21 protein-coding genes are annotated in these 22,126 nt (G+C 63.7%); 5 read left to right on the top strand and 16 right to left on the bottom strand.

Features of this window, described 5'->3' with window-relative positions:
• Positions 1 to 84: 84 nt before the first annotated feature.
• Entirely contained in the window at positions 85 to 543 is a 459-nt protein-coding gene (locus IVB41_RS06750) for a nucleoside deaminase (protein WP_039798664.1), read from the top strand.
• 125 nt (positions 544 to 668) lie between these two features.
• Here the strand turns inward: IVB41_RS06750 and IVB41_RS06745 are convergent, their stop codons facing one another.
• The 3 genes from IVB41_RS06745 to IVB41_RS06735 form a co-directional block, all read right to left on the bottom strand.
• On the bottom strand, positions 669 to 1,571 hold the full coding sequence (locus IVB41_RS06745) for an alpha/beta fold hydrolase (protein ID WP_247428232.1): 903 nt from the start codon (positions 1,569 to 1,571) through the stop codon (positions 669 to 671).
• Positions 1,572 to 1,754: 183 nt separating this feature from the next.
• Complete coding sequence (gene purD, locus IVB41_RS06740; protein ID WP_247428229.1) at positions 1,755 to 3,038, bottom strand: phosphoribosylamine--glycine ligase; 1,284 nt, start codon at positions 3,036 to 3,038, stop codon at positions 1,755 to 1,757.
• A 230-nt stretch (positions 3,039 to 3,268) separates the two neighbouring features.
• Entirely contained in the window at positions 3,269 to 4,147 is an 879-nt protein-coding gene (locus IVB41_RS06735) for a hypothetical protein (RefSeq protein WP_247428226.1), read from the bottom strand.
• A 453-nt stretch (positions 4,148 to 4,600) separates the two neighbouring features.
• Between IVB41_RS06735 and dsr1 the strand changes: the two genes are divergently transcribed.
• The gene (dsr1, locus tag IVB41_RS06730) at positions 4,601 to 8,425 is read left to right on the top strand and encodes an anti-phage defense-associated sirtuin Dsr1 (protein ID WP_247428223.1); all 3,825 of its coding nucleotides are present in this window, start codon (positions 4,601 to 4,603) and stop codon (positions 8,423 to 8,425) included.
• A 129-nt stretch (positions 8,426 to 8,554) separates the two neighbouring features.
• On the opposite strand, the gene IVB41_RS06725 is transcribed toward dsr1, so the two are convergent.
• From IVB41_RS06725 to IVB41_RS06715, 3 genes are read right to left on the bottom strand one after another with little or no spacing between them, the layout of a single operon-like run.
• A complete protein-coding gene (locus IVB41_RS06725) occupies positions 8,555 to 8,854 on the bottom strand; it encodes a transcriptional regulator (protein ID WP_039154053.1) in 300 nt (99 codons plus the stop codon).
• On the bottom strand, positions 8,854 to 9,408 hold the full coding sequence (locus IVB41_RS06720; RefSeq protein WP_247428220.1) for a hypothetical protein: 555 nt from the start codon (positions 9,406 to 9,408) through the stop codon (positions 8,854 to 8,856). Before IVB41_RS06720 ends, IVB41_RS06725 begins: the two co-directional genes overlap by 1 nt.
• Entirely contained in the window at positions 9,405 to 10,415 is a 1,011-nt protein-coding gene (locus tag IVB41_RS06715; protein ID WP_247428217.1) for an alpha/beta hydrolase, read from the bottom strand. The genes IVB41_RS06720 and IVB41_RS06715 overlap by 4 nt, the downstream gene beginning before the upstream one ends.
• Positions 10,416 to 10,534: 119 nt before the next feature.
• Here IVB41_RS06715 and xseA point away from each other — a divergent pair, with 119 nt between their 5' ends.
• The gene (xseA, locus tag IVB41_RS06710; protein WP_407062470.1) at positions 10,535 to 12,178 is read left to right on the top strand and encodes an exodeoxyribonuclease VII large subunit; all 1,644 of its coding nucleotides are present in this window, start codon (positions 10,535 to 10,537) and stop codon (positions 12,176 to 12,178) included.
• A 268-nt stretch (positions 12,179 to 12,446) separates the two neighbouring features.
• On the opposite strand, the gene IVB41_RS06705 is transcribed toward xseA, so the two are convergent.
• Together IVB41_RS06705 and IVB41_RS06700 are read right to left on the bottom strand one after the other, a co-directional pair.
• Positions 12,447 to 12,611: a hypothetical protein gene (locus tag IVB41_RS06705; protein ID WP_106941443.1), complete on the bottom strand. Its 165-nt coding sequence runs from the start codon at positions 12,609 to 12,611 to the stop codon at positions 12,447 to 12,449.
• Between the two features lie 202 nt (positions 12,612 to 12,813).
• Positions 12,814 to 13,638, bottom strand: coding sequence for a dienelactone hydrolase family protein (locus IVB41_RS06700; RefSeq protein WP_247428210.1), 825 nt, complete (start codon positions 13,636 to 13,638; stop codon positions 12,814 to 12,816).
• 175 nt (positions 13,639 to 13,813) lie between these two features.
• Between IVB41_RS06700 and IVB41_RS06695 the strand changes: the two genes are divergently transcribed.
• Entirely contained in the window at positions 13,814 to 14,041 is a 228-nt protein-coding gene (locus IVB41_RS06695) for a DUF2093 domain-containing protein (protein WP_007596922.1), read from the top strand.
• 110 nt (positions 14,042 to 14,151) lie between these two features.
• Here IVB41_RS06695 and lpxK read toward each other — a convergent pair whose 3' ends face one another.
• From lpxK to IVB41_RS06665, 6 genes are read right to left on the bottom strand one after another with little or no spacing between them, the layout of a single operon-like run.
• A complete protein-coding gene (gene lpxK, locus IVB41_RS06690; protein ID WP_247428207.1) occupies positions 14,152 to 15,168 on the bottom strand; it encodes a tetraacyldisaccharide 4'-kinase in 1,017 nt (338 codons plus the stop codon).
• The gene (locus IVB41_RS06685) at positions 15,161 to 16,507 is read right to left on the bottom strand and encodes a 3-deoxy-D-manno-octulosonic acid transferase (RefSeq protein WP_247428186.1); all 1,347 of its coding nucleotides are present in this window, start codon (positions 16,505 to 16,507) and stop codon (positions 15,161 to 15,163) included. Before IVB41_RS06685 ends, lpxK begins: the two co-directional genes overlap by 8 nt.
• Positions 16,470 to 17,183, bottom strand: a complete 714-nt coding sequence (locus IVB41_RS06680) for a lysophospholipid acyltransferase family protein (RefSeq protein ID WP_027565427.1) — start codon at positions 17,181 to 17,183, stop codon at positions 16,470 to 16,472. The genes IVB41_RS06685 and IVB41_RS06680 overlap by 38 nt, the downstream gene beginning before the upstream one ends.
• Positions 17,180 to 17,422 carry a DUF4170 domain-containing protein gene (locus tag IVB41_RS06675; RefSeq protein ID WP_007596929.1) on the bottom strand — a complete coding sequence of 81 codons (243 nt, stop codon included), beginning with the start codon at positions 17,420 to 17,422 and terminating at the stop codon, positions 17,180 to 17,182. The genes IVB41_RS06680 and IVB41_RS06675 overlap by 4 nt, the downstream gene beginning before the upstream one ends.
• Positions 17,423 to 17,482: 60 nt before the next feature.
• Positions 17,483 to 18,301 carry a 3'(2'),5'-bisphosphate nucleotidase CysQ gene (locus tag IVB41_RS06670; protein ID WP_027565428.1) on the bottom strand — a complete coding sequence of 273 codons (819 nt, stop codon included), beginning with the start codon at positions 18,299 to 18,301 and terminating at the stop codon, positions 17,483 to 17,485.
• Complete coding sequence (locus tag IVB41_RS06665) at positions 18,288 to 19,691, bottom strand: TldD/PmbA family protein (RefSeq protein ID WP_027565429.1); 1,404 nt, start codon at positions 19,689 to 19,691, stop codon at positions 18,288 to 18,290. Before IVB41_RS06665 ends, IVB41_RS06670 begins: the two co-directional genes overlap by 14 nt.
• Before the next feature lie 264 nt (positions 19,692 to 19,955).
• Here IVB41_RS06665 and IVB41_RS06660 point away from each other — a divergent pair, with 264 nt between their 5' ends.
• The gene (locus IVB41_RS06660; protein WP_247428183.1) at positions 19,956 to 20,474 is read left to right on the top strand and encodes a DUF6101 family protein; all 519 of its coding nucleotides are present in this window, start codon (positions 19,956 to 19,958) and stop codon (positions 20,472 to 20,474) included.
• Here IVB41_RS06660 and ubiA read toward each other — a convergent pair.
• Positions 20,471 to 21,403, bottom strand: coding sequence for a 4-hydroxybenzoate octaprenyltransferase (ubiA, locus tag IVB41_RS06655; RefSeq protein ID WP_027565431.1), 933 nt, complete (start codon positions 21,401 to 21,403; stop codon positions 20,471 to 20,473). The genes IVB41_RS06660 and ubiA overlap by 4 nt on opposite strands.
• Positions 21,400 to 22,059, bottom strand: coding sequence for a hypothetical protein (locus IVB41_RS06650; protein WP_247428180.1), 660 nt, complete (start codon positions 22,057 to 22,059; stop codon positions 21,400 to 21,402). Before IVB41_RS06650 ends, ubiA begins: the two co-directional genes overlap by 4 nt.
• Positions 22,060 to 22,126 lie beyond the last annotated feature (67 nt).

Genomic DNA, 22,126 nt, shown 5'->3' with positions numbered 1-22,126 from the left:
GTGCGCGCTCGTCTCGAGCCGCATGCTCAGGCAAAATCGGTAAGCACTTCTGCTGAAGGCGCAGCTACTAGCAGGTTTCTCGGGATGATACGAGGCTTGAAAGCCCCCTCTTTCATGGATTTGGCGCTCAAAACGGCCGAAAACGCCGGAAAGGCGGGCGAAGTTCCGATCGGATGCGTCGTGGTCCGCAATTACGAGGTCATCGCCACCGCGGCGAACCGGACGCTGACCGACTACGACCCCACGGCTCATGCCGAGATCGTCGCGCTGCGCGAGGCGGCCAAAAAAATCGGCAGCGAGCGCCTGGTCGACTGCGACCTCTACGTGACGCTGGAGCCCTGCACCATGTGTGCGGGCGCGATCTCGTTTGCAAGGGTGAGGCGGCTTTATTACGGCGCCGCCGACCCCAAGGGCGGCGCGGTTGAATCAGGCGTGCGGTTCTTCACCTCGCCGACCTGCCATCACGTCCCGGATGTTTATTCCGGGGTCGGCGAGAGCGAGTCGGCGCGGATGCTCAAGGACTTCTTCCGGGAGCGGCGCTAGGTCGCCGCACATCGCTGTCATGCCCCGCGAAGGCGGGGCATCCAGTACGCCGCAGCTTATCGATTCAACAAGCACCGTCTCGGAATACTGGATCGCCCGGTCAAGCCGCGCGATGACAGTTGGGCCTAAACAGCAAAGAACTCGCGCAGCGCCTTCGCGGTGACATCGGGGTTCTCCTCGGTGAGGAAGTGCCCGGAATCGACCGGCATGCCTTCGACGTTGGTCGCCCATTGCTTCCAGATGTCGAGCGGGGTGGCGGCGGCTTGCGCGACGCCGGCATTGCCCCACAGCGCCAGCATGGGAATGGTGATCTTCTTGCCGGCCTCGAAATCGGCCTTGTCGAGATCGTAGTCGAAATAGGCGCCCGCGCGGTAGTCCTCGCACATCGCGTGCACGCGGGCGGGATCGCGGAACGGGGCGATGTAGTGTTCGAGCGCGCGCTCGTCGATGGCCTCCAGCGTCTTCGATTTGGTCTGGCTCGCCATCTTGAAGCGCAGGAAGAACTCGCCATTGCTCGAAATCAGCGTTTCCGGCAATGGCGCGGGCTGCGCCAGGAAGGTCCAGTGATAGATCTTCAGCGCGTAGGCGCGGTTCATCCGCTCCCAGTAATTATAGGTCGGCAGGATATCGAGCACGGCAAGCTTCGACAGCCGGCCGGGATGATCGAGCGCCAGCCGATACGAGACGCGACCGCCGCGGTCGTGGCCGGCGAGCGCGAAGTGCACGTGGCCGAGACGTTCCATCGCCTCGACCATGGCCTTGGCCATCGCGCGCTTGCTGTAGGGGATGTGCAGCGCATCGCTCTCGGGCATGTCGGACCAGCCATAGCCGGGTAGATCGGCGATGATCAGCGTGAACCGGTCGGCCAGCTGCGGCGCGACGCGGTGCCACATCACGTTGGTCTCGGAGAAGCCGTGCAGCAGCAGCAGCGGCGGTCCCTTGCCGCCGACGCGGGCGAAGATGCGGCCGAAGGAGGTGTTGATCCATTCGGAGGCGAAGCCGGGATAGAGGTCGGCGAGATCGGACATCTTCTGCATCCTTATCTGTCAGCGCGGGATCTGCTCGGTCTTGAGAATGCCCCAAAATAAAAAAAGTCGAAAAACAACCCCATGCACAGTAGCTAAGTTCAACAGCTGCCTACACAATTTCGGAGTGCCGACGGCGCGGGCCGAAATTGCGCGCGCGGGCGAAAAAAGCCTGTCAGCGCTCGCTCAGCTCTTGGACTTCTCGGCATCCACCGCCTGCCAGCCGATGTCGCGGCGGCAAAAACCTTCCGGCCAGTTGATGCGGTCGACGGCCTGATAGGCGCGCACCTGCGCCTCCGTCACGGTCTTGCCGAGCGCGCAGACATTGAGCACGCGGCCGCCATTGGCGAGGATGGCGCCGTCCTTCTCGACCGTGCCGGCGTGGAAGATCTCGGCGGTCTCGACCTTGGCGGCGTCATCGAGCCCCTCGATCCGCGTGCCTTTCTGGTAGTCGCCGGGATAGCCCTTCGCCGCCATCACCACCGTGAGCGCGGATTCCGGATACCAGCGCAGATCGAAATTCTTCAGCTGCCCGTCGCAGGCGGCGAGGAAGGCCGGCACGATGTCCGACATCATCCGCAACATCAGCACCTGGCACTCGGGATCGCCGAAGCGCACGTTGAACTCGAACAGTTTTGGGCCCTGCGTGGTCAGCATGATCCCGGCGTAGAGGATGCCGCGAAACGGCGTGCCGCGCTGCTTCATGCCTGATACCGTCGGCAGAATGATCTTGGCCATGATCGCGTCATGGACCGCCGGCGTCACCAGCGGCGTCGGCGAATAGGCGCCCATGCCGCCGGTGTTCGGGCCGACATCGTGGTCGAACACGCGCTTGTGGTCCTGCGCGGACGCCAGCGGAATCGCGGTCTCGCCGTCGCACAGCGCGAAGAAGGAGATCTCGCGGCCCGGCAAAAACTCCTCGACCACGACCTCAGCGCCGGCCTCGCCAAAGGCGCCCTCGAACATCATGGCGATGGCGTCCTCGGCCTCGCGCACGGTCTTGGCGACGACGACGCCCTTGCCGGCGGCAAGCCCATCGGCCTTGACCACGATCGGCGCGCCCTGGCTCTGGACGTAGGCGCGCGCATCGGCAGCATTGGTGAATCGCTCATAGGCGCCGGTCGGAATGCCGAATTCGGTGCACAGCGCCTTGGTAAAGCCCTTGGAGCTTTCGAGCTGGGCGGGGATCCTGTTCGGCCCGAACGCCTTGATGCCGGCGGCGGTGAGATCGTCGACGATCCCGGCCGCCAGCGGCGTCTCCGGCCCGACCACCACGAGCTCGACCGCATTCGTCTTGCAGAAGTCGATCACGGCGGCATGGTCGGCGACGTCGAGCGCCACGCATTCCGCCTCGCGCGCGATCCCGGCATTGCCCGGCGCGCACCAGAATTTGGTCACCAGGGGAGAGGCTGCGATCTTCCACGCCAAGGCATGTTCGCGGCCGCCGGAACCGAGCAGGAGAATGTGCATCGAGGGCTCGAAAATGAGGGTTTTGCTGGGGCGGAGGTCGCATGAATCGGGGTGGGGCTCAAGGGGTGTCGCGCCAAACTCGCGCGTACTCCTCTGCTGTCCCTTCTCCTCTTGTGGGAGACCTTCCGAGGCAAAAAGCGTTGACAGATCAACGGCTCGGCGAGTCGTATCCGCTGAGTTTCAGGAGCACTCACACGACCTAGAGGCCGCCGTGACCGCGACGGCGAGCACTACTTCTTCGTCGAGCCCGTAAGCACTTTGGCCGCCTTGGACGGGACATCTGGCTCTGTCACGATGTTGACGTAGCGATAGATAACGCCGCCACCGGCGCGTTCATCGGCCCCTAACGAATCCTGCGGCAAACCCTTCTGGGTGACGACAATGATGTACCGATGGCTCGTTAGCTCAAGGCCGGCCAAGGCACCTTGACTATACCGATCGGCTTGCACCCGAGCCGAGCGAGCAGCCACCATTGCTCTTTCAGTATTCTTAGCCACCTTCCATTCCGTTAGCACTATTCCCTCGACCGCTTGTGCCAGCAATGCATCCGGGGGCGGCTCGTTGTAAACAAGATCAGTCCGCGCGCCTATGGCATCCACTTTGAAGGCGTAAATGCCGTGCGACAGCAAATGAATCGAGCCTAGGCGCTCGCAGGCCACCTCGCCCTCGATAAACGCTTTCTTCCACTTCGCTGACATATCAGGATCGACAACAAGCACGCGTTGGAGGTGCAGCAACGCGCGCTCTGTGCGCGCTTTAATGTGCTCTTGCCGCCCAGCAAGCAGGAATGTGATCTCGGCTTCGAAAGCGGAAAGACCAACCAACGCTCCTCGAACGCTATCTGTTGCACCGTTCTTGACAGCTTGGACGAGGTTTGTTCCGAGGAAACGATCAATCCTTGCTACGGTCGTGGACGGTAGGGCGTGGACGAAATCGCGACGAAACTGTTCGAGTGATTGAGCAAGTGTGACACACTGCTCGCGCAGAAATTTTTCGGCCCCATAGCTGTCTGCATCCCGATGGCTCTGGAAGAGACCGTACAGTTCGCCCGCCCGCACTAGACCCTTGATCTGAGTGGCTAAAGCTGCCCACTGTTCGGCATAGGACACGGACTCGCTCCAATCGGTTGAGCACGGTTGACCGTGAAGTCTTAGAGGACGAGACGCTTTGCCACCAGCGTTTCGATCCAGCTGTCATGGTATCGCGATCGGCGGGTCCTGGCACCACCCGAGAAGCGCATGATGCTTCGGCTGCGAGAATGACCTTGTAAGTTGTATGAGCCATACGCTTCAATCGGCTAATTCAGACTCCAGGGCGATAGATTGCGCACCTTCATCAATGAGAGTGGGAATTTCACGGATTTCAGGCCGGTTAAATCAGTGTTGTTGGGGCGCTGATGATCCCGATGTGATGATGGGCAGCGTCGAGAGAAAATACGCGAAATTTCGGGACCGATTACGAAAGCGCCGCGGCCAGCTGCCTGATCATGCGCTTAAGGTCACGATGCTTGCTGACTTGAAATCAAGGTGGCGGCCTGAAACGGGCTCAGAATGATTTAACCCATGCAATTCGTTGCTAACGGCCCAGATATTCCCGATTCCCTTTTGCAGGCGCACGAAGAAGGTCGCGTTGTGTTTTTTTGTGGCGCAGGCATCTCCTATCCGGCCGGCCTCCCGGGGTTTCAGGGGCTAGTAGATCAGATTTATAGGCGCATCGGCACAGCTCCCTCGCCGGTCGAACAAAAAGCGTACGAGCGGGATCAATTCGATGCAGCGCTAGACTTGCTGGAACGGCGCTTGCCGGGGCAACGCATTGCTGTTCGTCAACAACTGGCTGAGGTCCTAAAACCTAAGTGGCGTCGCAAGAGTGCCACCGATACGCATGAAGCCTTATTGGAGCTTGCCCGCTGTCGCGACGGAGCTGTTCGCCTTGTGACAACCAACTTCGACCGCATTTTCGAGCGCGTGGGCAAACGTGCCGGGAAGGCGTTCAATGCGTTCGCAGCACCGATGCTTCCCATACCGAAGAACAGCAAGTGGGACGGCCTAGTCTATTTGCATGGTTTGCTGCCCAACCCAATAGAGGCGACCGCGTTACAAAGGCTGGTACTCACCAGCGGCGACTTCGGCTTAGCTTACTTAACCGAGCGCTGGGCGGCACGCTTTGTCAGCGATTTGTTTCGCAACTACATCGTATGCTTTGTTGGTTACAGCATCAACGACCCTGTGATGCGCTACATGATGGATGCGCTGGCAGCGGACCGCATGCAGGGTGAAGCCACCCCCGATGCTTACGCGTTTGGCGACTACGCGGCTGGCCAGGAGGAAGAAAAGAGGATCGAATGGAAGGCCAAGGGCGTTACCAACCCGATTCTCTACGAAGTGCCTTCTGGTACCCACGATCATTCAGCGCTGCACAACACTTTAAAAGAGTGGGCCGAAACTTATCGCGACGGCACACTCGGCAAGGAGCAGATCGTCGTCGAGCACGCACTTGCTCGACCTTCTGCGAGCACTCGGCAGGATGACTTTGTGGGTCGAATGCTTTGGGCATTATCGGATGTATCAGGATTGCCCGCGAAGCGGTTCGCGGACTTCAATCCGGTACCGGCGCTCGAATGGCTAGAGGAGTTCTCGGATCAACGTTACTTGCACCGTGATTTAAACCGCTTTGGTGTTCCGCCGCGGAGAGAGGTGGATGACAAGCTGCGGTTTAGCTTGGTCCAACGCCCCACGCCGTATCGAAATGCGCCATGGATGACACTCGTGTTGGGCGGTGTCGGCAGCAGCCAGTGGGACGACGTGATGTTCCATCTGGCCCGCTGGCTGGCGCGGCATTTGAATGATCCAGCGTTGATCATTTGGATAGTGGCGCGGGGTGGGCAATTGCACGAACGCTGGGCCTGGCTGATTGAGCACCAGTTGGACCGCTTCGCACAATTGGTTAGAGAAGGAAGGACGGCCGAGCTGGACGACATCCGTACCCAGGCGCCTAATGCCATCCCCGGACCGCTGATGGAAACCCTGTGGCGCCTACTGCTCACAGGACATGTGAAATCACCTTGGCGCGAGCCAGATTTCTATCGCTGGAAGGATCGCCTGAAACGCGATGGCCTCACGGCAACTCTGCGGCTTCAACTCCGCGAACTCCTGTCGACGAAGGTCGCTTTAAAGAGGCCCTTTCATTGGAGAGCAGAGGAGGGCGAGGAAGAGCCAACACGCGCTAGGCAGTTGGTAGATTGGGAACTGGTCCTAGCTGCCGACCACGTCCATGCCGCTCTTGGCGATTTGGCAGACGATCAATGGCGAGCAATATTGCCCTCGCTTTTGGATGACTTCCAACAATTAGTTCGCGATGCGTTGGATTTGCAGCGTGAATTGGGTGAGGCCAACGACCAAGACGATCGATCACATTGGGATTTACCATCAATCGCGCCTCATTGGCAGAACCGGGGTTTCCGTGACTGGGTAACCTTGATTGAGCTGTTACGTGATGCATGGCTTGAAACCTACAAGTCGGCGCCGGAGCGCGCCCGGCAGATAGCCCTAGCGTGGTTCGATGTACCGTATCCCACGTTCAAGCGTCTGGCACTCTTTGCCGCCAGTCAGGACGGCGCTATCGATTCCGCGAAATGGGTCGAATGGTTAGTATCCGACGACAGTTGGTGGCTGTGGTCCGGTAATACGAAGCGCGAAACGATGAGATTGCTGGCCCTCCAAGGATCGCAGACGGCGCATGGAACTAGAGGATCGTTGGAAAAGGCGATTTTGGCAGGCCCGCCACGCCGCATGTACCGGGAGGGTCTCGAACCAGCAGATTGGAAAGCAATCGTAGACGACGCGGTTTGGCTACGTCTCGCCAAATTGCGCAAAGGTGGTGCCTTGCTGGGGCGCGATGCCTCTTTGCGCGTCGATAGTCTGGCGATGGCTGAACCTCGCCGCCGGCTGGCTGAAAGCGAGCAGGATGAGTTCTCGTTCTGGATGAGTGGGACCGGCGATCCTGACTATGAGTCAAAGCGGCGAGTGGATATTGCACCTCGTAAGCGGTCAGATCTGGTCCAATGGCTCAAACAACCGCCGTCGGACTCGTCATTCTATGACGAGAACACATGGCGGGATACCTGTCGAACCCGCTTCTTTCATAGTCTCTTTGCCTTATGCGACTTGGCCAATGAGGGGCTTTGGCCCGCCACTCGGTGGAGAGAGGCCCTACAAGCGTGGAGCGAAGAAGGTCTAGTTCTAAGGTCGTGGCGCTATGCGGCCCCCCTCGTGGGAAGGATGCCTGATTCGGCCATGCAGGCCGTTGCTCACAGCCTCACTTGGTGGATGAGGGCGGCATCGAAGGGCGCGCTCCCCCATGAGACGGTTCTATTCGACCTTAGCAGACGGCTGCTCTCGGTATATCAAGACCCGGACGCTGGAATCAGTAAAGACGGAAAACCAATCAACGAACCTGTGACGGAGGCGATCAATCATCCGATCGGCCATGTCGTGGAGGCACTGCTGAATCTTTGGTTCAAACGTAAGCCTAATGACAATGAAGGGCTACCCGGCGACATCGAGCCTTTTTTCACAACGATGTGCGATACTGGAGTCGCGCGCTTTCGTCACGGACGCGTATTGTTGGCCTCACGTCTGATCGCGTTGTTTAGGGTAGATCATTTATGGACCGAGAAGCACCTATTGCCTCTATTTGACTGGGAGCGCAGTTCGATTGAGGCGAAGGCAACTTGGGAGGGGTTTCTCTGGTCGCCTCGACTGTACCGCCCCCTCCTCATCGCTTTCAAGCCGCAGTTCTTATCCACAGCGCATCACTACGAAGAGCTTGGTGATCACGGCCGCCAGTTTGCAGCGTTACTCACCTATGCCGGCTTGGATCCTGCCGAAGGCTATACGTCGAAGGACTTCCGAGACGCTATTGGCGCACTACCACAAGAAGGCTTGCAGGAAGTGGCGCAGGCCCTCTCGCAAGCGCTTGGAGGCGCTGGTGCGCAACGGGAGGACTACTGGAAAAATCGCGTCCAACCCTTTTGGCAACAAATTTGGCCCAAGTCGCGCGACTTGGTGTCGAACGGTATTTCTGAGTCGCTAACCATCATGTGTATCGCAGGGGGAGAGGCGTTTCCTTCCGTGCTGGCTGCTGTCGCGGACTGGTTACGTCCGACCGAACACCCTCATCACGCGGTGCATCAGTTGCACGAATCAGGGCTATGCGTTCGATTCCCCGAGGCTTCATTACGCTTACTCAACGCGATCTTGGGAGACCAGTTCTGGGCACCAAGAGAGCTACAGGATTGCCTGGAGGCCATTGCACAAGCGAAGCCGACCTTGCGCGAAGACCATCGGTATCAGCGGCTAGCTGAGTACATTCGACGCCGTGGGCATTAGCTCGACGGCCCCGATCGAAACATCTCAAGGTCCTTATGCGTCGGCTGGTTTCATGGTTCAAGAAGTAGCAGCAGGTCGCCAGCTAGCGTCAGGCGGACTGGCGCGAGCTCTCCGGACGACGATGGACGGTCAGCCCTGCTTCCCCGCAATGATCTCCTGCAACGTCGCGACATGCCGCGCAAACGCTCCTCGGCCCGCCGCGGTAGCCGTCACCGTGGTCTGCGGCTTCTTGCCGACGAAGGCTTTCTCCACCGAAACGTAGCCGGCCTTGGCCAGCGTCTCGATATGCGCGCCGAGATTGCCGTCGGTGGCGCCGGTGAGCTTTTTGAGCCGCGAGAACTCTAGGCCAGCAGAGACCGGTAGCGCGTTCAGCGCCGCCATGATTTTCAGCCGCAACGGCTGGTGGATGATGTCGTCGAGCTCGGCCATCAGATCCGCCGCATCCAGAGCCCGCCGAGGATCAGGCCACCGCCGTTGACGAAGGCCATCCAGAGCGGGAACGCCTCGCCGATGGTGAAATAGCCGATCAGCGTCAGCGCGGAGATGCCTAGACCGATCGCAATGAAGGCATAGCCGAACCAGAGACCCGCCAGCGAATAGAACAGCATGAAGTAGAGTGGCCAGAACGTGCCCAGCTGGCGCGGGCCGAAATGACCGAGCACGCTGGTGCAGAGATAACCGAAGGCGAAGAACAGCAGGAACAGCAGAAGCAGTCTGATGTCGAAGCCGCGACCATGGGAGTGGCGCGGCGGATTGACCAGGCGGAGCACAACCATACCGACAACGCCGACAACATCCACGGCAACCCAGGCGTAGACGGCGTAGACCGGCCAGAGCCAGGTCGCGAGATTGCCCGCGAACACCAATACGCCCCACCAGACGGCAGCATGGCTCGCCAGCTCGTAGAGCTGCGATTGCTTCACGCGCTGGACGATGTCGTCGATATCGGCCAGCGCGGCGGACGCCTCCTTGCTGTCGATCATGACTGCCCTGCCCCGCGCGTTGCCACATCTTCGGCGATGATCGAGATCGCCTTCGGGTTGGTGACGATGCCCATGTGGTTGATGCCGTCGATGATCCTGACGTCGACGGACGGCTTGATGGCCTGCACTACTTCCGCATATTTGTCCGAGATCATCATCTCGTCCTCGGCGCCGCCGAAGATCGTGATCGGATGTGTTGTCGCCGGAAGATCGACGCGATAGCCGCGCGTCGCGAAATTGCGCGTCAGGCGGTCGGAATAGGTGGAGACGAGATACTTTGCCGAACTCGCCGGCACGGCGAGAGCGAGCACCGGAAGCTGCGCGCAGCAGTCGATGCCGAGCTTGCGCAGCGTGGCGAGCCCGAGAAAGCGCGGCAGGTCGAAATTGGCCCAGCCGCCGGCACGCGGCTTGTTGGTCGGCGCGTCGTAGCCGAGATAGGGCGCGAGCAGCACCGTGCGCACGAACATGTCCTGCATGATCGGTGTCGCGGCGACGCGCAGCGAGAAGCCGGCGCCGGCGGAGTGGCCGATCAGCGTGAGCGGCAGCTCCGGCGCGGTCTTGCGCAATTCGGCGACGAAGTCGACGAGATCGTCCTCGAGCTGCCCGACATGGCCGATGTCGCCGCGCGTGCCGGAGCCGCCATGGCCGCGGATGTCGAGCGCCCAGGTCTCCACCCCGCGCGAGGCGATCGCATAAGTCAGGGCATGATTGACGGTGCCGCTGGAGCCGGAGGAGCCGTGGATGAAGATCGCGCCACGGCCCGTCGCGGCTCCAATGGGGGCGTAGTGGCGGAAACCGATCCAGGTGCCGTCGCGGGCCTGAAAGCGTTCCAGGGCCGGCAGCGTGGACCAGTCGATGCCCTTGGCGGAGTCGGAGACCGATCGCATCTCCGGCGGTCGCTCCAGCGGCGTTGCAATCATCGCGCCCAGGATCAGCGCGACGCCGCCGACCGCACACAAGGCCCATTTCAGTCCGCTCAAAACGCCGCGCAGCAATCGAATGGCCATGATCAATTCTCCTCAAATCGGTTCAATATAGAGAACTCTATAGTACAGAGTACTCTTCTGGTCAATCCCCGGATTGGCGCCGCGCGGCGAAAATCCTTAACGTCGGGTCTGACCCCAAAATGCCGAATCGTTTGCCGATGCCGACTGCAGCAGAGCCTCTGCTCAACACCCCCGAATTCACCGTTTCCGAGCTCTCGCAGTCCCTGAAGCGGACGGTGGAGGACACCTATGGCCATGTCCGGGTCCGCGGCGAGATCTCCGGCTTCCGCGGCGCCCATTCCTCCGGCCATTGCTATTTCGCGCTCAAGGACGAGAGCGCCAAGATCGAGGCGGTGATCTGGAAGGGCGTGCACGGGCGCATGCGCTTCAAGCCCCAGGAGGGGCTCGAGGTCATCGCCACCGGCAAGCTCACGACCTATCCGGGCTCCTCGAAATACCAGATCGTGATCGAGGCGCTGGAGCCGGCCGGCATCGGCGCCCTGATGGCGCTGATGGAGGAGCGCAAGCGGAAGCTCGCCGCCGAAGGCCTGTTCGACGAGGCGCGCAAGCAGCTGCTGCCGTGGCTGCCCGAGGTGATCGGCGTGGTGACCTCGCCGACCGGCGCCGTGATCCGCGACATCCTGCATCGGCTGGAGGACCGCTTTCCCCGCCACGTGCTGGTGTGGCCGGTCAAGGTGCAGGGCGAAGGCTCGGCCGAGCAGGTCGCGGCCGCGATCCGCGGCTTCAATGCGCTGCCGGAGGGCGGCAAGATTCCGCGGCCCGACGTGCTGATCGTCGCGCGCGGCGGCGGCTCGCTGGAGGATCTGTGGTCGTTCAACGAGGAGATCGTGGTCCGTGCCGCGGCCGAGAGCATGATCCCGCTGATCTCGGCGGTGGGGCATGAGACCGACATCACGCTGATCGATTTCGTCGCCGACAAGCGCGCGCCGACGCCGACCGCCGCGGCCGAGATGGCGGTGCCGGTGCGCAGCGATCTCTTTGTCGAGGTCGGCGATCTCGGGCGACGCACCCGGTCCTGCTGGCAACGCGGCCAGGAGAGCCGTCGCAGCGAGCTGCGTGCCGCCGCGCGCGCGCTGCCGGCCGCCGGCGATTTGCTGGCGATCCCGCGGCAGCGGCTGGATTCGGCGGGCGCGTCCCTGCCCCGCTGCCTCAAGGCCAACACCCACGCGCATTTCCGCAGGTTCACCGCCGCAGGCGCCAAGCTGACGCTGCGGGTGCTGCACGGCCAGATCGCGCAGGCCGATCATCGCCTCACGGTGTGCGGCGAGCGGCTCGGGCTGTCCACGCGCTCGCTGCTGCGGCGACGGCGCGACCGCTTTGCCGGGCTGGAGGTGCGCTTGCGTGCCTCAAAGCTCTCCAATGCGCAGGCGCAGCGCAACGCGATTCACCGCCAGCGCGAACGCACGCATCGCCTTGCCGAGCGCGCGGGCCGCGCGCTGGTGACGCTGTTGCAGCGGCTCGATGCCCGCGTCGAGAACAGCGGCAAGCTGCTCTCCGCCTTGTCCTATCGCGGCGTGCTCGCGCGCGGCTTTGCGCTGGTGCGCGACGAGGCCGGCCATCCGCTGCATTCGGCCGACAGCGTCGGGCCTGGTGCAAGGGTCGAGATCGAGTTTGCGGATGGCCGTGTGGGCGCGACCGCGGATGCGGATCGTGCAGCGCCGACGGCAAAGCGCGCGCCGGCGCAAGCGAAGGCGGCGGCGCAAGAGGCGAAGCCTGCGCCGAAGCGCGTGGGCAAGCCGGTGGATCAGGGGAATTTGTTTTAGAGGCGCGAGGGCGTCGCGCCACCCTCAGTGTCATTCCCCGCGCAGGCGGGGAATCCAGTACGCCGCAGCCTCTCGATGAGCCACTGACGTCTCGGAGTACTGGATCGCCCGGTCAAGCCGGGCGATGACAGCGAGAGTGTGGCACGGGCACGCAATCCCAAGCTCGTCATTGCGAGGAGCCCTTGCGACGAAGCAATCCAAGAACCCCTCACCGGAAAGTCTGGATTGCTTCGCTGCGCTCGCAATGACGGTGCGGCAGCAGCCCTCCCTACCGGCAGGACAATCCCGCGTCGATCGTGGTCCAGAAGCCGCAATGTTCCGGCGCACGCATTGGCGCGCCGGCATGGGCTTCGAACAGATGGGCTTCGAACAGGAAGACCGCGACGGTGAAGACGATCAGGGCGGAGGAGAACAGGACGAAGCGGTTGCGCATGGGATTGCGTTTAATCGATATCGTGGTCGAATGATGGCGTCGTCACGGGTTGAAACCATCACGGCACGCCAACCGTAGATTCACGGTCGGCCATTTTCCGTGCAGGGCGGTGGTCGATGCGGGGCTGTCCGCTGTTGTTCCCTCGGGCGGCCCCGCCTTCGCTTCTCACGAGCTACGGCGCGGCGAGCCCGCTCATTCCAGCCTACCGCGCCAGCCACTCCGCGACTTCCTTCTGCGACTCCGCGCGCGCGGCCGCATCGGTGCCGAGATGGCCGTGCTCGGGTGCGGCGGCATCAAGGCTGCCGGCGAGCGCATGCAGCGGCGTGTTGGCGCGGTCGAAATCGTGATAGGCGCCGGGATAGACCACGATGCGCGCGAGCGCGCTGCGGCCATGCGCACCATCGACCATCTGGCGGCAGGCCGGCGGCGACGAGACGTCGTCATTGCCACCGATCAGCACCAGCGTCGGCACCCGTGTGCTCCACCCCAGGCCTGCGGAAATCCTGCAGTCCGGATAGAACGCGATCGCGGCGCGGAAATCCGGGCCCACATCGCGCGCAAGGCTCTGCGGACGCACGGCCCAGAGCAGCGCGCTGGCGCCATTCGCCCACCCCATCAGGCTGACGCGGTCGCGCGCAACCCAACTCTGCCGCATCAACCAGGCGCGCGACGCCGCGATGTCGGTGACGCGTTCGCGCCGCGCCTTGACGTGGATGTCCTTGACGCGGCATTGCGGCCCGAGCTCGCGCGAGCCGTAGCTGTCAGGAAGCAATACGGCGTTGCCGGATTTGAGCAGCCGCTCGGCCCAGTCGCGATAGCGCGGCAGGACGGAATCGGAATGGCCACCGAGCCCGCCGCAGCCGTGCAGCGCGATCACGGTCGGAAACGGCCCCGCGCCCTCGGGCTTGTAGAGCTGCGCATGCAGCACGCCGGACGCCAGCGGAATCTCGACCTGCTGCGGCGCCGGCGACGCTTGCGCGGCCGAGATCAGGAAGGTCAGGAACAGGGCGGTGAACGGAAGGCGCATCGAACTTTGCCGTTGGATCCTTCGCTCCAGCACTATCACGCGGAAACGGCGCCAAAACATCACAAACCGGTGGGTTTACCGGGCGGACAAGCCACCCTATCTATGCTACATCCCGTCCAACACATCGTGCCCTCCAAGGTGATCCCGGAGCGGCCTTCCACGGAGACTTTCGACCGTGCTGAACAAGTTCGGCCCCTCGGGCCATGGCGAAGCGCAGGTGCAGTATCTCGACGGCGATTTCCGCGTGATCTCGCCGGGGACCTTCGTGCGCTGCGCGATCACCGATACGCGGATCCCGCTCGACGAGTTGAAATACTGGAGCGTGGACCTGCAGGAAGCCTACGCCACGCCGGCCGCCGTGCTCGAGCGGCATTACCCGGGCGCGCCCAAGCCGCAGGCGTGAGGCGGCAAGCAGCAACTTCATCGCATTCTCCTGATCGTCTGAAAACGATAGGAGCTTGCGATGAATGGCGCCTGAATGTCGTCGTCGCCCTGAAAGGACGACAGTGGCTTTCAACGCCTTGAAAAGCGCCGCTCGCGCGCCTTGTAGAGATGATCGCTGATCAATTGCCGGAGCGCAGCCGGGTCGTCGAACGCGAGCTGGACGGCGAAAGGCACGATGCCATCCGGCACGCCTTCGCGGCCGTGCAGGCGGGCGAGATCCTTTTCCGTCGTCACCAGCGTCAGCTGCTCGCGCCGCGCCTCCGCAGCGAGGGCCGCGATCTCGTCGTTCGAAAACATGTGATGATCGGCGAAGGCCCGCGTAGCCGCGACCTCGATGCCGCTGGCGCGCAACGTGCGAAAAAACCGTTCGGGATCGCCGATGCCGGCGAACGCGAACACCGGCTTGCCCAACAGTCTTGCGATCGATCCGGCGTCGGGTTTCAGCCGCGCGCGCAGCTCCGGCTTGTTGCGCCTGGCAAGCTCGGCGGCGACATCGTCGGCGGCGCGGCCGCCGCCGATCACGACCAGCGCGTCGGTGCGCGCGAGCTGCGCCTTTAGCGGCGCACGCAGGGGACCGGCCGGAAACACTTTGCCGTTGCCGAGGCCGCGCTCGCTGTCGATCACGATCAGCGAGGTGTCCTTTAGAAGACGCGGGTTCTGGAAACCGTCATCCATCAGGATCACGGTGGCGCCTTGCGACTTCGCCAGCACGACGCCGTCGAGGCGGTCGCGCGCAACTGCAACAGGGACGTCGCGCGCCATCATCAGCGGCTCGTCGCCGATGTCGGATGCGGTGTGACGCATCCGGTCGACCATCACCGGACCCTTGAGGCTGCCGCCATAGCCGCGACTGAGCACCACCGGCGTCTCGCCGAGCTCGCGCAGGAGCTTCGTCAGCGCCAGCACGGTCGGCGTCTTGCCGGCGCCGCCGACATGGTAGTTGCCGACGCAGATCACGGGGATGCCGGCATCGACGCCCTCGCGCAGCATCCGCCGTTCCGTGATCGCGCCATAGAGCGCACCCAGTGGCCCCAATGCGTACGATTCGAGGGAACGTGGCCGGTACCAGAAGGCCGGCTCACGCATTGGCGGCCCCCATCTCGATCCGCAACTGCAGAAGATAAGGCTCGAGCGCGGTCATGGTGCGGTTGAGCGCGCCGCCGAGATCCTCGACCACGCCGGCGCCCGATCGCTGGATCTTCTGGCGCAGGGCAGGATCGGCAAGCAGCTGGCCGAGTTGCTTGATCAGCAGCTCCTGCGTGTCGGCCTGGCGCGCGCCGCCGCTGTGATCGAGCGCCTCGTAGACGTCGGCGAAATTGAAGACGTGCGGACCATGGACGATGGCCGCGCCGAGCTTGATCGCTTCGATCGGATTCTGGCCGCCATGGTGGATCAGCGATCCCCCCATGAACACGATGTCCGAGAGGCGATAGAACAGGCCGAGCTCGCCCATGGTGTCGGCGACATAAACGTCGGTGGCAGCCGTCGGCAGCTCGTCGCGCGAGCGCAGGGCCGGCTTCAGGCCGGACGCCGTGATCAGGCCCGTGATCGAAGAGCCGCGATCCGGATGGCGCGGCACGATCACGGTCAGGAGCTGCGGGAAGAAACCGGCGAGGCTGCGATGCGCCGCCACCAGCATCTCCTCCTCGCCCGGATGGGTCGAGGCCGCGACGATGATCGGACGCCCGCGCGTCATCGCCATCAGCCGTTCGAGCTTGGCGGGATCGGCCGGCGGCGCGGGAACGTCGAGCTTGAGATTGCCCGTGGTGACGACGTCGCGGCCGCCGAGCGCCGAGAAGCGCTCGGCATCGGTCTTCGACTGCGCCAGACAAATGTCGAACCGCGACAGCAGCGCCGAGATGGTGCCCTGCATGCGGCGCCAGCGCGGGAACGAGCGCGGCGACATCCGCCCGTTGATCAGCACCATCGGCACGCGGCGCGCGGCGCCGGCCAGGATCAGGTTCGGCCACAGATCGGATTCGATGAACAGCGCCAGCGACGGCTTCCAATGGTCGAGGAAGCGCGCGACATAACGCGGGGAATCATACGGCACGTATTGATGGATGACGTCGGGTGGAAAGCGCTTTGCCACAATGGCGGCCGACGTGACCGTGCCCGAGGTGAGCAGAATGCGCAGGTTCAGATCGCGCAAGCGCTCGATCAATGCCGCCGCGGCGAGGACCTCGCCGACGCTGGCGCCGTGAATCCAGACCAGCGGACCGTGCGGCCGCACGTCCCGGGACAGGCCCCGCCGTTCGCCGACGCGCGCGGGATCTTCCTTGCCCTGCTTCAGGCGCCGCTTGATCAGCACAGGCGCGAGCGGCACCAGGCCCCGCGCCAGGCGCCGGTACATCCGCAGCGTCAACGGCAGCGAGCCGGGCAGCGATTTAGGCATCTGCAGGTCCCGGCCGGCCGAGTTGCGCATAGGCGCGGCGGGTCGCCTCGTTCAAGGTCTCCTCCAGCTCGAGCCGCAGCGCTTCCATGGTGGCGGCGTTCGCATCCGGCGGAACGTGGATTTCCTTGATGCCGACCAACGCGCCCCGCCCGAACGGCAGGTTGATGGTGGTGCGGTCCCAGTTCTGGAGCCGGACGAAGCGGCTGGTCGCCATCGCAAAAGGCATGATCGGCCGCCCCGATTCCCGTGCCAGCATGATGATGCCGAGCCCGGCCACGCGCGAGCGCTTGGGGACGTCGGCGGTCAGCGCGACATTACAACCGTCCTGGAGCGTCCGCACCATTTCCTTGAAGGCACCGACCCCGCCTTTGCGGTGAAACGCGCCGCCATGGTCGCCGGACCCGCGGATGGTGCCGATGCCGAGCCGCTCGGCGGCAATCGCGTTGAACTCGCCGTCGCGGTGACGGGAGATCAGGACCCTGGCCTTGTACCAGTCCTTGTTCTTGATGAAGGGGGTGAGGAAATGCTGGCCGTGCCAAAACGCGAAGATCGCCGGGATCTGCGGTTCGACGCGGTCATAGACGTCAGGCGGATCGAACGTGAATTTGTTCGTCCGCCAGACCAGACGCAGATATTCGGCCGCCAGGATTCCGACGGCACGCTGGACGAAGCTGCTCCTCAGCGTATTGCGAAGCAGCTTTTTCAACGCGCCGGTTCTTGATTCGGGTCGAGCAGCCGGTGGAGGTGGACGATGAAATAGCGCATCTGCGCGTTGTCGACCGTGCTCTGCGCCTTGGCGCGCCAGGCGGCGTGCGCGGTCGCATAGTTCGGATAGAGGCCGACGATCTCGACGTCGTCGAGGTTCTTGAAGGTGTTGTGCTCGAGATCGACGAGCTCGCCGCCGACGACGAGGTGGAGCAGTTGTTGCGGGGCACTATCTGGCATCGGTTCTGTTCCTAACGGGCTGCCCGGCAAAGCAGTGTTCGACAAGCACGAGAAAGCGCTTCACGGCAAGGGGCGGTTTCGAAAATGCGAGACAATGTTCGCATGACGATCGCGACCCGCTGCCACCAGCACCCCATGCGTGACTTGCCGGCGGTTATAGAGGATGGGATCTCCGGAGAGATCGCTCATCCTACCATCGGCTTCCTGCACGATCAAATCCGCCGCCGCAAGGTCCCAATCATGACTGTTGCCGCCCGCAAAAGCCGCATCCAGCGCGCCATGGGAGACCCGGCACAGACGCAGCGCGAGCGAACCGATTCGCGGATGCAGCTTGATCTCGCCCAGTGACGGCTTCAGGCGCTCAACAAGGGGCTTCGGACCCGCGACCCGCGAGAAGTCGAGCTCGGATCCCGCCGTCGCCCGCACCGGCACCTCATTGAGGGTCGTGCCCCGGCCGCGGGCGGCGAAGAAGAACTCATCGCTCGTCGGTGCGAACACCGCGGCCAGCACCGGCGAGGCGTCCTCGACCAGCGCGACGCTGACGCACCATTCGTCATGGCCGTTGAGGTAATTGCGGGTGCCGTCGATGGGATCGACGATCCAGGTCAGTCGCCGCGACAGCCGCACCTCGTCGTCGGCGCTCTCCTCCGACAGCCAGCCATAGTCGGGCGTCGCCGCGCGCAGGCGAGCTTCCAGGAGATCGTTGACGGCAATGTCGGCTTCCGAGACCGGCGAGGACGCGCCCTTGGTCCACTTCTTCAGCTCGGTGCGGAACATCGACTGCGCGAGTGCGCCCGCCTCCCGCACCGTGTCTTGCAGCAGCGCCGCGTCGCGCGTCAGGATGGCTTCGCCTGTTGCGTTCGCGTCAACGTCCGCCAAGCGTCAAACCCTCGATGCGCACCGTCGGCGCATTGACGCCGTAGCGGAACTCGAGATTGTTCGCCGGCTGCATCGACTTGAAGATCTCGAACAGATGGCCGGCGATCGTCACCTCGCTCACGGGATAAGTGAGCTCGCCGTTCTCGATCCAGAAGCCGGAGGCGCCGCGGCTGTAATCGCCGGTCACGCCGTTGACGCCCGAGCCGATCAAATCGGTGACGTAGAAACCCTGCTTGATGTCGGAGATCAGCTCGGCCGGGGTGGGCGTGCCGGGTTCAAGGTGCAGATTATACGGCCCCGGCGACGGCGAGGAGGAGACGCCGCGATGGGCGTGGCCGGTGGTGGTGAGACCGAGCTCACGCGCGGTGGCGCAATCGAGCAGCCACGTCGTCAGCACGCCTTCGTCGATCAGCGCGATCTTCTTCACGGCGACGCCTTCGGCATCGAACGTCTGCGAGCGCAGGCCGCGTTTGCGCAGGGGATCGTCGATGATGCGGATGTTCTTGGCGAACAGCTGCTGGCCGAGCTTGTCCTTCAGGAAGCTGGTCTTGCGCGCGATCGAAGCGCCATTGATGGCGCCGACGACATGACCGACCAGCGAGCCCGCGACGCGCGGATCGAACACCACAGGCACCTTGCAGGTCTCGACCTTGCGCGGATTGGCGCGCGCCACGGTGCGCTCGCCCGCGGAACGGCCGACGATCTCCGGCGACAGCAGATCGGCACCATGCGGCGCCGAGGTGAAATCGTAGTCGCGCTCCATGCCTGTGCCGTCGCCGACAATGGCGGTGGCGGAGATGCCCTGGCTGGAACGCAGATAAGAGCCGTGGAAGCCGGTGCTGGTGACGAGCACCATGCCGCCCATGCCGGCGGAGGCCGAGGCGCCGCCGGATTTGGTCACGCCCTTCACACCGAGCGCCGCAGCCTCGGCTTCGAGCGCGCGGCGCTCGAGTTCCGAGGTCGCGGGCACGTCGGGGTCGAGCAGATCGAGATCGGGGAAGTCGCGCGCGAGCAGTGCGGGATCGGCAAGGCCGACATATTTGTCGTCGGGTGCAACACGCGCCATCGCAACCGCTCGCTCGGCAAGCTTGGTCACGGCATCGCCGCTGGCGTCGTTGGTCGAGACCACCGCCTGGCGCCGGCCGACCAGCACGCGCAAGCCGACATCGTCACCCTCGGAACGTTCGGATTCCTCGACCCGGCCGTCGCGGACCTCGACGCCTTGCGAGACGCCGCGCACGGCGACCGCATCGGCCGCATCCGCGCCGGCGCGCCGGGCAGCCTCCACCAGCCGCTGCGCGAGATCGGAGAGCGCAGACTGATCGAACAGGTCGCGACCGGCTGTGGACGAATCCTTGGGCGAAAGCGTCGAGCTTGGTGAAGGGTTCACAAACGAAATCCTGTTGGGGCGGGCTGCGGGACCGGAACCCACAGATGTGCCCTGATCGCGCGGACTTCAAGCATTTTCAGCCCACCAAAAGCTCAGATTCGCAGCTTGCGCGCAACGTCTCGTCAATCATGCGTGCCAAGGTCTTGTCAATCATGAGCGGCGGTGAGGTTGGATTAACCAGCCTTTTTAAGCGGTTTCGGAAAGGCTCGCGCTAAGGTCCTCACATCGACCGGGAACATAATCCCGGCGGGGAGAACTAAAGCCGTGAGGCGTCAAACAGCAACAAGCGGGATCGCTCCCGCCGGGTCGAGCCGCTCCCTGCGGCTCGACCCCCTTTCCCTTCCGGTCCGCTTCGATGCGCATGATCCGCGCGCCGACGGTTATGTCCGGCAGATCGAGCTTCATCGCGAACGTGTCGTGCTGCGCCGTGCCGTCCGCGGCATGCGGATGGCAATCAATGTTCGCGTCAGCGACTTCATCGGCGTCGCGCTGCGCGGCAACGACGAGGCCCAGACCCTCGTCCTGGTGCATCGCGATCCCTCGCTCTCCATTCCGCTGCTGGTCAGCGCCGATGGCGACGAACTCGTTGAGGCCTGGGCGATCTGGAGCGAGCTGTTCGCGCTTCCGCAGCTCGACGAAGGCGCACGCAAGCCCGCGCCACGCCGCCGCCGCGCCAACGCGATCCGCGACCGCCGTCCGAAATTTCTGATGCGCCGCCGCGCCGGTGTCGCACGCGAGTTGTCGGTGCATCGCGATGAGCGCGAGATCATCGCGCGGAGTTAAGCCGCCCGCATCACCGCGTCGGCCAATAAGCCCGCAAACAACAACAGCCCCGCGTCGCGGTTCGAATAGAACAGGCGCTTGCAGAGTTCGCCGTCGCTAATATTCAGCCGCGCGATCTGCGAGGCCAGATGCACGGCGAAGGCCACAAGTCCGAGCCAGGCCGGCCAGCGCGCATCGCCCGACGCCAGCGCCACGCCGATCAGCAGCACCGCCAGGCCGTAGAACAGGATCAGCGCCTGGTGCGTATGCGCACCGAACAGGCGCGCGGTGGACTTGATGCCGATCAGCGCATCGTCCTCGGCGTCCTGATGCGCATAGATCGTGTCATAGCCGATCACCCAGGAAATCGCGCCGGCATAGAGCACGAGCGCGGTGACGTCGATGCGCCCGAAGGTGACGGCAAATCCCATCAAGGCGCCCCAGGAGAACGCGAGCCCAAGCACGATCTGCGGCCACCAGGTGATGCGCTTCATGAACGGGTAGATCGCGACGATCAGCAATGAGGCGATGCCGGTCAGGATCGCGAAGCGGTTGAACTGCAGCAACACCACGAGCCCGATCAGCGCCTGCGCGACCATGAAGGCCAGCGCCTGCTTCGCGCTCACCTGGCCCGACGGCAGCGGCCGCGAGCGGGTGCGCTCGACCTTGTCGTCGAGGTCACGGTCGGTGATGTCGTTCCAGGTGCAGCCTGCCCCCCGCATCACGAAGGCGCCGATGAAGAACAGGACGATGGTGAGCGGCAGGCCGCGGACGTCATGCGCCATGCCGGCGGCGAGCGCCGCCGACCACCAGCACGGCATCAACAGGAGCCAGGAGCCGATCGGACGATCGAAGCGGGACAAGCGCAAATAAGGCCGCGCCCATTGCGGTGCGCGCGTATCGACCCAGTTGCCGGTGGAATCGGCAACGCGGGCGGATGTGTCGCTCATCGGGTCAGGACGTTGCCGTTGAGTGTGTCGAAGGTGCTGCCGCCCTTCTTGCCCGCATTGGCCTCGGGCGCCGAGGCCGAACCCAGCACTTCGCTCAGCGACGGACCGGCCGGACCGCGGGGCTGGTTCTGCATCTGCTGCGCAACATTGCAGACCTTCGCCGCCATGGCCTCGGTGTTCTTATGGCCGTCCTTCATCTGCGCGCCGACCTGCGCCGGAATCCCGCACTTCGAGGCGTTGGCCTCGATGTACTTGATCATCTTGGTCTCAGCCTGGCTGAAGTTGCGGATCAGCTTGCAGGCCTCGTCAGGCGGGGCGTGACGGTCGCTCGCGGCCTTGATCAGCTTGCCGCGCTTTTCGGCATCCTCGCGCAGAGGCATGAAGGCCTTCATGCAGTCCTCGCCGGGACCGGCTTGCGTCGGCGGAGCCGCGCTGAAGGCGCCGGCGCCACCGACCGGCGCGGCGCCGTTCACGGGGAAGGACGATTGCGGCGCGCCGCCGACGGAGGCAACGGGCGCCGACCCGTTCACGGGCGGAAACGCGGAACTGGTTGGGGCCTGACCCGGCAGCGGCGCGGGGAAACCCTGCGCATAGGCACAAACGGAGCCCATCGTGACCATGGCGGCAGTGATCGGAACCATCAAATGACGGATCATCAAGGCAGTCTCTCCGGCAGGAGCTTGCGGGGTTCGGCGTCTTCCCAATTGAAGCGCAACCAGCGTG

Source organism: Bradyrhizobium sp. 44 (assembly GCF_023073095.1).
Lineage (GTDB): Bacteria > Pseudomonadota > Alphaproteobacteria > Rhizobiales > Xanthobacteraceae > Bradyrhizobium.
The sequence above is the reverse complement of the archived record's forward strand: the minus strand, read 5'-3'. Positions and strand labels throughout refer to the sequence as shown.